General features: G+C 61.4%; 12 protein-coding genes. 5 read left to right on the top strand and 7 right to left on the bottom strand.

The window, feature by feature from the left end; all coding sequences use genetic code 11:
• Window positions 1-41: 41 nt before the first annotated feature.
• Both C1J04_RS06480 and C1J04_RS06475 read right to left on the bottom strand, forming a co-directional pair.
• Window positions 42-1,154, bottom strand: a complete 1,113-nt coding sequence (locus C1J04_RS06480; RefSeq protein WP_005852224.1) for an S-(hydroxymethyl)glutathione dehydrogenase/class III alcohol dehydrogenase — start codon at window positions 1,152-1,154, stop codon at window positions 42-44.
• On the bottom strand, window positions 1,154-1,390 hold the full coding sequence (locus C1J04_RS06475) for a hypothetical protein (protein ID WP_009826452.1): 237 nt from the start codon (window positions 1,388-1,390) through the stop codon (window positions 1,154-1,156). Before C1J04_RS06475 ends, C1J04_RS06480 begins: the two co-directional genes overlap by 1 nt.
• Here C1J04_RS06475 and pcaC point away from each other — a divergent pair.
• The 4 genes from pcaC to C1J04_RS06455 are packed head-to-tail and all read left to right on the top strand — an operon-like array spanning window position 1,389 to window position 3,925.
• Complete coding sequence (pcaC, locus tag C1J04_RS06470) at window positions 1,389-1,769, top strand: 4-carboxymuconolactone decarboxylase (RefSeq protein WP_037954272.1); 381 nt, start codon at window positions 1,389-1,391, stop codon at window positions 1,767-1,769. The genes C1J04_RS06475 and pcaC overlap by 2 nt on opposite strands.
• The gene (gene pcaH, locus C1J04_RS06465; protein ID WP_005852220.1) at window positions 1,766-2,497 is read left to right on the top strand and encodes a protocatechuate 3,4-dioxygenase subunit beta; all 732 of its coding nucleotides are present in this window, start codon (window positions 1,766-1,768) and stop codon (window positions 2,495-2,497) included. The genes pcaC and pcaH overlap by 4 nt, the downstream gene beginning before the upstream one ends.
• Window positions 2,497-3,102: a protocatechuate 3,4-dioxygenase subunit alpha gene (gene pcaG, locus C1J04_RS06460; protein ID WP_009826450.1), complete on the top strand. Its 606-nt coding sequence runs from the start codon at window positions 2,497-2,499 to the stop codon at window positions 3,100-3,102. Before pcaH ends, pcaG begins: the two co-directional genes overlap by 1 nt.
• Window positions 3,095-3,925: a 3-keto-5-aminohexanoate cleavage protein gene (locus C1J04_RS06455; protein ID WP_009826449.1), complete on the top strand. Its 831-nt coding sequence runs from the start codon at window positions 3,095-3,097 to the stop codon at window positions 3,923-3,925. Before pcaG ends, C1J04_RS06455 begins: the two co-directional genes overlap by 8 nt.
• Window positions 3,926-3,968: 43 nt before the next feature.
• Here C1J04_RS06455 and C1J04_RS06450 read toward each other — a convergent pair whose 3' ends face one another.
• The 5 genes from C1J04_RS06450 to C1J04_RS06430 form a co-directional block, all read right to left on the bottom strand.
• Window positions 3,969-6,269, bottom strand: a complete 2,301-nt coding sequence (locus tag C1J04_RS06450; protein ID WP_009826448.1) for a sulfatase-like hydrolase/transferase — start codon at window positions 6,267-6,269, stop codon at window positions 3,969-3,971.
• On the bottom strand, window positions 6,266-7,075 hold the full coding sequence (locus C1J04_RS06445; protein WP_254655160.1) for a hypothetical protein: 810 nt from the start codon (window positions 7,073-7,075) through the stop codon (window positions 6,266-6,268). The genes C1J04_RS06450 and C1J04_RS06445 overlap by 4 nt, the downstream gene beginning before the upstream one ends.
• Entirely contained in the window at window positions 7,075-8,520 is a 1,446-nt protein-coding gene (locus C1J04_RS06440; RefSeq protein ID WP_009826446.1) for a hypothetical protein, read from the bottom strand. The genes C1J04_RS06445 and C1J04_RS06440 overlap by 1 nt, the downstream gene beginning before the upstream one ends.
• Window positions 8,521-8,638: 118 nt before the next feature.
• The gene (locus C1J04_RS06435) at window positions 8,639-10,393 is read right to left on the bottom strand and encodes a glycosyltransferase family 2 protein (protein WP_009826445.1); all 1,755 of its coding nucleotides are present in this window, start codon (window positions 10,391-10,393) and stop codon (window positions 8,639-8,641) included.
• Between the two features lie 75 nt (window positions 10,394-10,468).
• Entirely contained in the window at window positions 10,469-11,323 is an 855-nt protein-coding gene (locus C1J04_RS06430; RefSeq protein WP_254693855.1) for a hypothetical protein, read from the bottom strand.
• A 166-nt stretch (window positions 11,324-11,489) separates the two neighbouring features.
• Between C1J04_RS06430 and C1J04_RS06425 the strand changes: the two genes are divergently transcribed.
• Window positions 11,490-12,506, top strand: a complete 1,017-nt coding sequence (locus C1J04_RS06425; RefSeq protein WP_009826443.1) for a glycosyltransferase family 2 protein — start codon at window positions 11,490-11,492, stop codon at window positions 12,504-12,506.
• The last annotated feature ends 55 nt before the right edge of the window (window positions 12,507-12,561 follow it).

Genomic DNA, 12,561 nt, shown 5'->3' with positions numbered 1-12,561 from the left:
CCGTGAGGACGGCGTTTGTCGCAAGTTTTACGAATTCGCGCCTAGAATTCAACGACGGCGCGAATGGATTCACCTTTGTGCATCAATTCGAACCCTTCGTTGATCTGGTCCAGCGTCAGCTTGTGGGTGATCATCGGGTCGATCTCGATCTTGCCGTTCATGTACCAGTCCACGATCTTGGGCACATCGGTGCGGCCCTTGGCCCCGCCGAATGCCGTGCCTTTCCAGACGCGCCCCGTGACCAGCTGGAACGGACGGGTCGAGATTTCGGCCCCCGCCGGTGCGACGCCGATAATGATCGACTCCCCCCAGCCCTTATGCGCGGCTTCAAGCGCCTGCCGCATGACCTTGGTATTGCCTGTGGCATCAAAGGTGTAATCCGCGCCGCCTTTGGTCAGCTCGACCAGATGCGCGACCATATCGCCCTCGACCTTGGTGGGGTTCACAAAGTCGGTCATGCCGAAGTAGCGGCCTGTCTCTTCCTTGTCGTCGTTCAGATCGACGCCGACGATCTGGTCGGCCCCCGCCATGCGCAGGCCCTGAATGACGTTCAGCCCGATGCCGCCCAGGCCAAAGACCACGCAGCGCGCGCCGATCTCTACCTTGGCGGTGTTGATCACCGCGCCGATGCCCGTGGTCACACCGCAGCCGATATAGCAGATCTTGTCAAAGGGCGCGTCCTTGCGGACCTTGGCAAGGGCGATTTCAGGGATGACCGTGTGATTGGCGAAGGTCGAACAGCCCATGTAGTGGTGGATCGGCGTGCCATCCATCATCGAGAACCGCGTGGTGCCATCGGGCAGCAGCCCCTGACCTTGGGTCACGCGGATCGCCTGACAGAGGTTGGTTTTACCCGACAGGCAATACTCACACTCGCGGCATTCGGGCGTGTAAAGCGGGATCACGTGATCGCCGACCTCGAGCGTGGTGACGCCCTCGCCGACCTCAAGCACGACGCCTGCGCCCTCGTGGCCCAGAATGGCCGGGAAAATCCCTTCGGGGTCGTCGCCCGAACGGGTGAATTCATCGGTGTGGCACAGGCCGGTGGCCTTGATTTCGATCAGGACTTCACCCCGCTTGGGGCCTTCGAGATTTACGTCCATCACTTCAAGCGGTTGACCTGCGGCAACGGCGACGGCGGCGCGTGTTTTCATCATAAGAAGCGTCCTTTTGCTGTTTCGGCCAAAAGGACGAAAAAGCGCTGCGATGTCAAGGTCAGGGGGATGCCGGACAGGCCTAAGGGGGCGCTGCCCCCGGCACCGCTTTGCGGCCCCTCCCCCGGGATTTTCAGCCATTTGGAAGGGCGGATATGCGTTTGCGCGCCGCGTGTTTTTCCTGTCCAATCGGCAGCGCGACAATGAACACCCACCGTGACCGAGGAGAAGAACATGGCCGACCGAACCGAGATCGGTATGACCACCCGCCGCGCCGTTTTGGGCGATGCCCATGTGGACCGCGCCGAAGCCGCCAAGACCGAGCTGGACGCGCCGTTCCAAAGTCTGATCACCGAAAGCGCCTGGGGCACCGTCTGGGCCAGCGACAAGATCAGCCGCCGCGAACGGTCGATGCTGACCTTGGCACTGCTGGCGGCGACCGGCAACTTCGAGGAAATCCCCATGCACATCCGCGCCACCGCCAATACCGGTGCCAGCAAATCCGATGTGATCGAGGCGTTCCAGCATGTTGCCATTTATGCGGGGGTGCCAAAGGCGAACCATGCGCTTAAACTCGCCAAACAGACCTTTCAGGAAATGGAAGCCGCCGAATGACCGATCAGAACGGAGCGTTCTTTCACCGTGACCGCAGCTGGCACCCGCCCGCGCTGGCACCGGCCTATAAGACATCGGTGGTGCGGTCGCCGCAAAAGGCGCTGATCTCGATGAATACCACGCTGAGCGAGCAGACCGGCCCGGTCTTTGGCCACAACATGCTGGGGGCGTTGGATAATGACCTGATCCTCAACTACGCCGCCGAGGGCGAGATGGCGATTGGCCAGCGGATCATCGTGCATGGTCGTGTGCTCGACCAGAACGGGCGCGGTGTGCCTGGTGTGTTGCTCGAATTCTGGCAAGCCAATGCGGGGGGGCGCTATCGCCACAAGAAAGAGGGCTATCTGGCCCCGCTCGATCCCAATTTTGGCGGATGCGGCCGCACGGTGACCGATGCGAACGGCGGCTATAGCCTGCGCACAGTCAAACCGGGTGCCTACCCCTGGCCCAACGGGGTGAATGACTGGCGCCCTGCGCATATCCACTTTTCCGTTTTCGGACAGGGTTTTGCGCAGCGCTTGATCACGCAGATGTATTTTGAGGGCGACCCGCTGATCTGGAAATGCCCCATCGTACAGACGATTCCGTCGCGCGCCGCGGTAGAGCAGTTGATCGCGCCGTTGGACATGGACAATACCGTGCCAATGGATGCGCGGGCCTATAAATTCGACATCGTGCTCAGGGGCCGCCGGTCCACCATGTTTGAAAACCGGATGGAGGGGAACTGATGCAAGAGCTGACCCAGTTGAAAGAAAGCCCGTCGCAGACCGCAGGGCCCTATGTGCATATTGGCTGCGTGCCGAATTTCTGCGACATCACCGGCGTCTACCCCGAGGATCTGGGCGCGCGTATGGTCAATGCCGAGACCAAAGGCGAACGGATCACGGTGAAGGGCACGATCTATGATGGCACCGGCACGCCGCTGAAAGACGCGCTGGTCGAGATCTGGCAGGCCGATGCGGCGGGGCTGTATCCGGGCAATGACCCCCGTGGGGCCGCCGATCCGAACTTTACCGGCTGGGGGCGCAAGGCCGGCGATTATGACACCGGCGAATGGCAGTTCGACACCATCCGCCCCGGTGCCGTGCCCTTTCCCGACGGGCGTATGATGGCCCCGCATATCAGCTTGTGGATCGTCGCGCGCGGGATCAATATCGGCTTGAATACACGTATGTATTTCCCCGATGCCGATAACAGCGCCGACCCGTTGCTGACCCGTATTGAACATCAAAACCGCGTTGCGACCCTGATCGCGGAGAAAGAAGCCGATGGCGTCTATCGGTTTGATATTTACCTTCAGGGCGAGAAAGAAACAGTGTTCCTAGATGTCTGATCCATGCATTCTTTGCGTTGCCATCACCGGCAGCGTACCGACCAAAGCCGCCAATCCCGCCGTACCCGTCACGATTACCGAGCAGATTGAAAGCACGCATGAAGCTTTTGAAGCCGGGGCAAGCATCTGCCACGCCCATGTGCGCAATGATGACGAGACGCCCTCCTCTGACCCAGAGAAATTCGCGCGGTTGAAAGAGGGGCTGGAGAAACACTGCCCCGGGATGATCATCCAGTTCTCGACCGGCGGGCGGTCAGGTGCGGGCAAGGCGCGCGGCGGCATGCTGTCGCTGCGGCCTGATATGGCCTCGCTGTCGGTGGGGTCGAACAACTTTCCCACCCGCGTCTACGAGAACCCGCCGGATCTGGTGGATTGGCTGGCGTCCGAAATGCGCGCCCATGAGGTTGTGCCCGAGATCGAAGCCTTTGATCTGAGCCACATCCTGCAGGCGATCCAGCACCACAAGGACGGCAAGCTGTTCGGGCGGCTTTATGTGCAATTCGTGATGGGGGTGAAAAACGCCATGCCCGCGGATAAAGAGGTTTTTGACTTCTACGTCGCGCAGTTGAAGGCCCGCGCGCCCGAGGCCGCGTGGTGTGCCGCAGGGATCGGGCCGAACCAGATCGTCGTGAACGAATGGGCGATTGCGGCGGGCGGTCACACGCGGGCCGGCCTGGAAGACAACGTGCGTCTGGACCGCAACACGCTCGCCCCATCCAACGCGGCGCTGATCAAACGCGCGGCGGATCTATGCGAGAAATACGAACGCCCCGTGGCGACCTGGCAGCAGGCGCGCGACATTCTGGGGCTGCGCAGCGCCTAAGACATCCGCTGTCGCCCCGGGCTTTCGGCGGGCGACAGCGCTTTCATCGGCTTTGCTGGATCTGCGACTGTAATTGACTGGCGCTGACGGCGGCGTTGATCCGCACGACGGCGACGCCGAGCCTCAGTTCCGCACCACGGCCTTCGTCGATTGTGATGGTCGGGGCGGCCGGCCAGTCGGATAGGTCGAGCGTATAGTCGTCCTCCCATCCGGTAAGTGTCGTCACGCCGCCATAGGCCACGTGGAAGGTCGCACGCCCCTTGCCGGGTTCAATCGTGTTGTGCCCGCTGCCGATATAGATCGTATCATCCCCGCCTGCGGATTTCACGCGGTTACGGCCGGGGCCGGTGTGGATTTCGGACCCGCCTTCGCCGTCGGAAATATCGTCATTGCCCGGCCCGCCGTAGATCTTGCTGCGCCCTGCCCCGCCACGGATCACGTCGTTGCCCGCGCCCCCGTCGAGGATGTCGCGCCCGTTGCCGCCGATCAGCGTGTCATTGCCCGCGCCGCCGTAGAACAGGTGCACATCCTTGCCGCGCCCCGATTTGGCGATCAACATATCGTCGCCGGCACCGCCATAGAAGGTCGCGCCCGCGTATTTTGCACCGATCATCACATCGGCCCCGCGGCTTCCTTGGACATTCACCGCGACCCTTTCGGAGGTTTCGAAGTTCATCGGGGTATCGGGATGCGCCACAACCGCAATGGGCTTGCCCTTCGAGGGGTCTTGCTCTTCCCGGGCGACGACAGTGGCGATGCGGATATTCTCGATATAGGCGGGCATATGCAGCACATAGTCATCTGGCCCCGCCATATACCACAAGGTGTCATTGCCGCCGTCTTCATCTTCCGAAATCTTCTCGGCATTGGCCCCATAGGCCCAATAATCATTATCCGCCGTGCCTCCTGCCAGCACCACAGAGCCGTCCAGCGCCATCATCGCATTGACCCCGCGCTGCGGGTTCTCGAACCCGCGCAGGTCAAGCCCGAGGTCGAGCGCATTATCCACCATCGTGCGGCGCAACGCGTCGAGCGGGGCCGTTTCCACGATATTTGTCGTCTCGCCGGGGTCGGCGACCAGATCATAGATATGCTCTTCGCCGTTGGGGTAGCGGAAGTAGCGGTATTGGCTCAGATCGGGATCGGCGGCGCGCACGGATAGCGTGCCGAAAACGCTCGTCACCGGAGACTTGCTATGGTCATACGATCCGAAACTGTCGTCGATCAGCGGCAGCAGGCTTTGGCCCGACGTCCAGTCGGGGCGGTATGGCAGCCCTGCCAGGTCCATGATTGTCTTAGGCACATTGTGCAGCGATACGGGCATCTCGACCACGCGGCCCTGCGTCATGCCTGCGTGCCAGATCCCCAGCGGCACATGGGCGGCGCTGTCCCACTGGCTCATCTTGTGAAAACTGTCGTGGGTGCCAAGGTTGAACCCATTGTCTGACAGCAACAGGACGGTGGTATTTTGCGCCAGGTCCGAGCCGCGCAAGGCGTCCATGAAGCGGCCGATTTCCGCATCCACATGGCTGATGGCCGCGAAATAGGCGCGTACAACCTGTCGCCACGCATGATCGCCCGCCTTCTCCGGGGTCCAGGGACCGTTGGCGATATAGGCGGCCTCGTAGACGGCCATGCCCTCCTGCGGGCCAAAGTAATCTTCCGGCGCGGCAGAATTGGGCCAGACAATCTGCTCGGGATCATACTGCTGATAGAAGCGGTCGGGGCATTGCAGGTTGTAATGCGGGTGCTTGAAGCCCAGCTGGATCAGGTGCCGCCGCGCAGGGTCGGCCCGATCCAGATAGTCGATGGCATTCTGCGCCACCCTATTGTCGTAGAAGCGGTCATCTTGGCTGCCATCGTCATCGGGATGGTTCACGCCCGCGATCCCCGGCCCCTTGTCGAGGTATTTCTTGACCTTGGATCGCCGCCCCGCATCCTTTGCCTCAGGCTGTTCATGAAAGAGGATGCGCGCATATTCATGGGGCATGGGTTTGTAGTTGCTGTCGACCTTGCCCGTTGTGAACGTGCGAAACCCGTTGCGGCGCAGATCGTATTGCCAGCCCGCCGTTGGCGGCAAGATATCGCGCCAGAACCGGTTGAGATCGACCAGCCCCGTGCGAAACGGTGACAAGCCCGTCGCCAGTTCCGCCCGGCACGGCGCACAAAGCGGCACGGTGGCATAGGCATTGGAAAACCGCGTCCCCTCGGACATGAAGCGGTCGATATTGGGCGTGCTGATCTGCAGCCCGAAGGCCGTTCGCCACGTGAAAATATCGATCATATCATCGATCCAGATGACACAGATATTGCCGCCAGCGGTGTCGGTTCTGGTAAAGCTCATGGGCGTTCCCCTGTGTTTCGGGGCGCTTCGGCATAGCGGCAAGCGCGCGCGACCTGTTCAAGGGCGGCGGGCGTGCTGGCACCGTGATCAAGCCAGATCAGCACATCATGAACTACCGATGTGCCCAGGGTCTTGAGGATCCCCTTGCGGTGGGACCGGCAGCCGATGAACAGATCAGCCACACCGTTCAACTCTGCCGCCAGTTCAGCGCTTGGTCGGATGCTCTTCTGCGGGATCGGAAACACATCCCCGACCGGTGCGGCGGTCAGGTGCAACTGCCCTTTGTCAAAACCTGCCAGCACCCAATAGTCCTTGCCCGGTGCGGGCATGGAAACCTCGACCATACCCGCATCATCCCGCCAGATCAGCCGGCCCTCGCTTTCGCTGAGAAACAGGTAGTTGTCGCTGGCGTCGGGGTTCACCGTCAGGAGGCTACGCGCCTCTGCGTCGGGCGACGTGACGCGGATGGCAAGGCAAAAGCAGTCCTGCTCGACCAGTGCCGCATCAACGACAAAGCCGCAATTCACCCCGCGCGTGAATGCCACCCCGCCGCGCTCCAGCAGCGTGCCATTGTCGTCATTCGGATCGACAGGGCGCGCGGGGGTGCCGAGGCCGTTCTCGGCGGCCCATTGGATGATCGCCTTTTGCGTATTGAGGGTCATCGCAGGGGCATGGGCGTGATACCAGATCGCCTGCGCATCATTGGGGTGACAGGCGTCCACGACGCTGGCCTGCGCCGCATCATCGCGCAACAAGACACCTTCGGGCAGGTCGATATCGACATAAAGGGGCGTGAAATCTTCCATCAGTGCACCGGCAGCGCGGCTGGCAGCGCCCAACGGTGTAACATCGCGCCGGTTCGACTGGCATAGCAGAACCCGTCGCGCAGCGCCCCTCGATTGGCGGGCATCCCGTCGTCGCTGGGTGCGGCCCCGATGGCATAACACAGCGTCAGCCCCTCCCCCGTCGGAGGCTTGTCACAGGTGATCAGCAGATCGTTACGGTCTTTGGCATCAAGCTGCACGCTGGTAATCTTGGCACCGGCGCTGTCCCCTTCCAGACGGAAACCACAGGCACGACCGGCATTCAGCGGGTCGGCGGCATCCAGCACAAAGGGGCCCATCCCCTCCCCGCGGCAACGGATCACGCTGGGGTTGTCGGGCTCACGCTCTGCCAGCAGAAGAACGGGACAGTTCCACGGTTGGTCGCTGTTGCGCGCCTCGATCGCGCAGGCCTCCATCTCGGCCATCTGCAGCCGCGCGATATCTGTGGGCCGGCCAAATTCATCCAGCGCGAACATATAGCCCGGTGCCGCGTAGACGTGATCGTGCCCGCCCTTGTTCCATGCCAAATCCCACTGCGCGCGCAGCACGTCCGAGTCCGATACATCCCGCGTCCCTGCATCAAAGACAGCTGTAAATAGCGGCTTACGCAATCCGTGGTCGGCGAAGATATCCGTGATACGGCGCATCAGCGCGTGCATGGCGGCGCACCATTCGGGCCCCGCGCTCAGAACATCTTCGAGCGTGAAATCCAGCCCCACAGACAGGACCTTGGCCGGTTTACCCAATGCGCGCGCGGCGGCACAAAGGTTGGCGACAGTCTGATGAAAGCTGGTAAAGGCGGCCCCGTCGATCAACGCGGTGATGCTGGCGCTGCTGTCGGTTTCGGTGCGCGCATAAAGCAATGGCAGGGCGCGGTGCTCCGCGTGTCTGCGACGCAGAATTTCGTCGGCGATCAGGCTGTCGCGGGTCTGTTCGGTCAGGCGCTGCATCAGGTCAGTGGGTGCCAGCGTTTCTGTCCCCGCAGCCCCAGCGGGCCCCAAGTCATCACCGGTGGTCACCACGTGGTAGGGGAAGGACAGTGTTTCATCTGCAGTCACCGCCCGCCGCGTGCCCCCGATGGCCAGAACACCAAAGACCGCGCCCGACGTGTCGGCAATGATATCAGGCGCGCTGGCGTCCGGGGCAGCGGTGATCTTGCGGCGGAATTGCCGCGTGCCTTGGGCACCGGGCAGGTTCGCGTCAAACACGTACCATTCCCCCTGCTCTCGAAGGTTCCACGCATCGACATCGCCCAACACAGCCGCATCGACGGGCAGCGTCTGCCCTCCGGCAGGCAGGCGGCGGTGGATGTCGGCGATGACGCTGTCCGAGAGGTTCAGGCGCAGGCCCGTTTCGTCAAAGCCGATCACGTCGCCGTTCTTTGCCCGAAGAAGGACACCGCGTTTACTGGGGGCGTGGTCTGGCATTTGATACGTTCCTATTGGCGGGTCGGGCGCCGTTTCGCGCCCCCTTCAGCATCGTTTATGTCACCATCCCCGAGGCGGCAAAAGCACCGCAGCCGCCATCCCCTTCGGCAAAGCCGTCTCAGGTCGCATGGGCAGCCTGCTTTGGCTCGATGATAACAAACTCGGGCATGCTTTGGTCCTGGTCGGGCGACAGGCTCGGGTCTTTGACCTTGCTCCGTTGCGCGTGGAACGCGGCAACGGCAGGCCCGAACAACACAACACGCGTCACAGGACCAAGCGTCACCCGGCTCAGCAATCTGCCGCCCAGTTCCTCGTAGCTGATGCGCAGCACATCCGGCTGATGGTCCGCGATCATCTGGTTCACCCGCGCAAGGGTTTCGGCATCGTTGTCGCAGATCACCGGCGTGTCGATCATGGACAAACGGTCGCCCAGTTCAAGCGCGTTATGGTCCAGCACGTCGCGCATGATCGCCAACCGCGAGCTGTTATCCTCCTGCGCGAGGACCGTCGCCTCTGACACCGTTTGCGCTGCATGGATCGACAGAAAACCGATCCCCGCGCCAAGGTCGAGCACCTTTTGGCCAGCTTCGACCATACGCCCGGTCATGCGCGCCATACGTCTTTGGTATTTGCCGCGCATCACAAGCTCGAGCGTGCTTTGCGCAAAGATACGTACATCCGCAGGCAGGGCGATATCGTGGTTGGGCACCCAGTCCACCGCCGTTTGAACCGATACGTCAATGTCGCCCGGAACGAACCCGTCGCCGCCCTCTGCGACATCCGCGAACGCGGCTTCCGGCACGCTACGGCGTTCCTCGGCGGGGCGGTCGGCGACGTTTTTCTCGACCTGAGACATCAGCTTGGCGATCTCTTCGGGGTCGCGGGCCTTGGGCGGTTTGGCCACGATCTGCGTGATCGGCACCTCGGATGCCTCAAGCAGCGATTGCTTCAGTTCTGCATAGGCGTCGGTCGCGCGGTATTCTTCAAGCCGTGCCTCGACCTTTTCGATGGCGGCATAATGGAGACGCGACAGAACCGGATCAGTCAGCAGTTCGTCCATGATCTGCTTGCGCCGTTCGGTATAGCGCAGGATCTTGTCGTCATAGACCTCGTTTCGGTCCTGCAGCGACCAGTAGTCGGCGTTATACTTGTCTTTCTTGTTGTTCACATTGCCGCGAAACTTGCGGATCGCATAGCTGTCGATCGATTTGACCGCATAGTGGTTCATCTGCGCCCATTGATAGCCCACGGTGCGCCGGATCGACCGCCAGCCGCGAAACTTGAAGTAATCCTCCATCGGCTGGCCGGATCCGTTGAGCCATTTCACAGTGTCGGGAAAGCCGGTCTCCAGATGCTTGTTCTTGATCGACGGCCGATGGATGCCGATCTTCCATTTGTCAGGGTCGAACTTGAACAGCGTCTTGACGCCCCAGCCCTTGTTCCACGTTGGCGGGGCCGCATAGAGGTATTGTTCGGTCACCGGATCGCGGGACCAGTCGACCACATTGCCAGAGCCGAAGATGCGCCAGGTGATCACGATGCCGTTGGCATCCCCCGCCGCGTCCAGCATCGGGTCCAGCGTGCCGTCACCATAGTTGATGCAGAGGAATTCATCGGCATCGAACATCAAGATCCAGTCGGCCTCGGCGACTTTGGGTTCGGCCTGCGCGTATTTCATCGCAGATGGCTGCGGCTTCACCCCTTCGGGGATGTCGTTGCGCCGGTGGTAGCCCAGACCCAGCTCTTCAAGCCGGATCAGCATGTCATCGGTGCCGTCGGAACAATCATTCGTGTAAACGAGTATCTTGGTGAACCCCACGGCAAGGTGATGGGCGTACCACTCCAGCAGGAATGGCGCCTCATCCTTCATCATAGAGATGGCCAGCAGCTTGCCGTGCCGGCTGGTGTGCGGTTTCAGATTAATGGCAAAGGCCCTCTGTAACGCGGCTTAGCGCAGTGCTTTGGACGGGTCGATCCCGATCTTCTCGCACATCCGCGCGGCATAGGAACCGGGCAGAGGTTCGTTCTTTTCCCACCACGGTTTCGTGCCATTGGTATAAAGGTGCACCGAAAGCGTCTGATCGGTGAAATGCCCTTCGACACGGCCATGCGGGTCATAGAAGATGTCGTTCAACTGGAACGGCACCGGATACAGCACCTCGCGTTCGCTGGCTTTTTCATACTGGCCGGTCTGCTTGGCGAAATAGGTAAACGCCTGCGGGCCAAAGGCCGTACGCTCGGCATTATAGATGCGGTGCGCGTGGGTCAGTTTGGGGTCTTGACGGTCGTATTTCTTGCGCTGGTTCTTGTTCCACCATGCGGGATAGTCCGGTAGGTTATCGTAGTAATCCAGAAGTTGGTCCATCAACTCGCATTCCTGCGGCAACCCCACCACACCACAGTTGAGCGCGCCAGACATGCCGTGGCGGCCAAAGATATATTCCTGATCCTCGGGGAAAGGCTGGTGGCAGAAAGCGTCACAGTCGATCCAGATCGCGCCGGTCTTCTGGATCATCTTGTAGCGGAACACATTCGACAGGAAAGACGCGCTGGTCGCGGCGACCAGTTCGCGGTCAATCTCCATGATCTCGGACGCGGGGCGCACCTCGACCCCTTCGGGAGCGTTGTCCACTTTATCGGCGCAATACAGGATCGTTTTATGACCCGCAACGACATGGGACTTAAGGCAAAGCTGGTTCAGATAATGAAGCTTTTCGCCGATCCAAAGGGAGGCGACAGGGCGACGGGTGTTCATGATATAAGGGGCCTCTCTGGTGGCGCGAAACGCGGGGCTGAAATGCACCGTGGTGTTTTCAAATACATTGGCAGAACGATAGCTTAGCCGACCCCAGCTTGTAAACAATCCTAAGCCGGCGCAGCATCGCCCGTGGCAAAGATTGACTTGCCCTGACCCGCATGAGAGTCATTTACCCAACCTTTGCCACCCTGACCCAAGGGACCGCCCGCCCGTGACACGTATCCTTGCCGTAACCTGCATGCGCAACGAAGGGCCCTATTGCCTTGAATGGATCGCGCATCACCGCGCGGCGGGGGTGACGGATTTTCTGATCTTTACCCATGATTGCACCGATGGCACGCCGGCCCTGCTGGACCTGTTGGATGATGTCACCCATGTGCCCTTCACCCCCGAGGGCGACACATCGGTGCAATGGCAGGCCATGCGTCTGGCCGACCGCCATGAGCTGATGAAACAGGCCGATTGGGCGCTGTTTTTCGACGCTGACGAGTTTCTAACCCTCGCAGCACCGATGCGTGGGCTGCCCGATCTGATCGCCTCTGTCCCCGCGGATACCGATGCGATTGCCCTGCCGTGGCGGTTTTTCGGTGCGGACGGGCAAGAGGCGTTGCAAGATACGCTCACCCCGCTGCGGTTTCGCCATGCGGCCCCTGATCCGTTCTTTCTGCCTGCGGGCAGCTTCTTCAAGACCCTGCACCGGCCCGCTGCCTTTCAGAAGCTCGGCGTGCATCGGCCCAAGAAAAAGCGCGGTGTCAGCCCGCTGTGGAATCTCGGCGGTGTTCAGGCCGCCCCCGGGGGCTTTGCCGAAAATGATAACCGGATCAACTTGTTCGGCGTGATGCAGAGCCAAGCGCGGGCGCGGCTGAACCACTATTCCCTGCGCTCGGCGGGCGAGTTTATGGTCAAACGCGGGCGCGGCCTTCCCAACCGAACGACAAAGCGGCTGGATCTGCATTACTGGGCGGAGCGTAATTTCAACACCGTGGCTGACACGATGATTGACCCGATGCTGGACGCCACAATGGCAGAGGTCACCCGCCTGCGCGCCCTGCCCGGTGTCGCCAACGCGCACGCGCAGGCGGTGCAGTGGCACCATGACAGCTTTGCCGCATTGATGACCGATCCGGCAGAAGTGCAATTCTACTGGCATCTGCTGTTGCTGGGCAGCAGCACCCCGCCCACGGCAAAGCAGGCACAGGCCCACCTGCTGCGCCACGCGGGCAGCTAAGCCCTGTTTCATCTGACACCACGACACCAAAAAGGGCGCGACCGGATACCGGCCG

This window comes from Sulfitobacter sp. SK025, assembly GCF_003352105.1.
GTDB lineage: Bacteria > Pseudomonadota > Alphaproteobacteria > Rhodobacterales > Rhodobacteraceae > Sulfitobacter > Sulfitobacter pontiacus.
Note: the sequence above shows the minus strand (reverse complement) of the source record. Positions and strands in the feature narration are given on the sequence as shown.

Excerpts from the sequence above, each read along its gene's own strand:
- C1J04_RS06480 (WP_005852224.1), bottom strand. The coding sequence starts at position 1,154 with ATGAAAACACGCGCCGCCGTCGCCGTTGCCGCAGGTCAACCGCTTGAA.
- pcaC (WP_037954272.1), top strand. The coding sequence starts at position 1,389 with ATGGCCGACCGAACCGAGATCGGTATGACCACCCGCCGCGCCGTTTTG.
- C1J04_RS06475 (WP_009826452.1), bottom strand. The coding sequence starts at position 1,390 with ATGTTCTTCTCCTCGGTCACGGTGGGTGTTCATTGTCGCGCTGCCGAT.
- pcaH (WP_005852220.1), top strand. The coding sequence starts at position 1,766 with ATGACCGATCAGAACGGAGCGTTCTTTCACCGTGACCGCAGCTGGCAC.
- pcaG (WP_009826450.1), top strand. The coding sequence starts at position 2,497 with ATGCAAGAGCTGACCCAGTTGAAAGAAAGCCCGTCGCAGACCGCAGGG.
- C1J04_RS06455 (WP_009826449.1), top strand. The coding sequence starts at position 3,095 with ATGTCTGATCCATGCATTCTTTGCGTTGCCATCACCGGCAGCGTACCG.
- C1J04_RS06450 (WP_009826448.1), bottom strand. The coding sequence starts at position 6,269 with ATGAGCTTTACCAGAACCGACACCGCTGGCGGCAATATCTGTGTCATC.
- C1J04_RS06445 (WP_254655160.1), bottom strand. The coding sequence starts at position 7,075 with ATGGAAGATTTCACGCCCCTTTATGTCGATATCGACCTGCCCGAAGGT.
- C1J04_RS06440 (WP_009826446.1), bottom strand. The coding sequence starts at position 8,520 with ATGCCAGACCACGCCCCCAGTAAACGCGGTGTCCTTCTTCGGGCAAAG.
- C1J04_RS06435 (WP_009826445.1), bottom strand. The coding sequence starts at position 10,393 with ATGATGAAGGATGAGGCGCCATTCCTGCTGGAGTGGTACGCCCATCAC.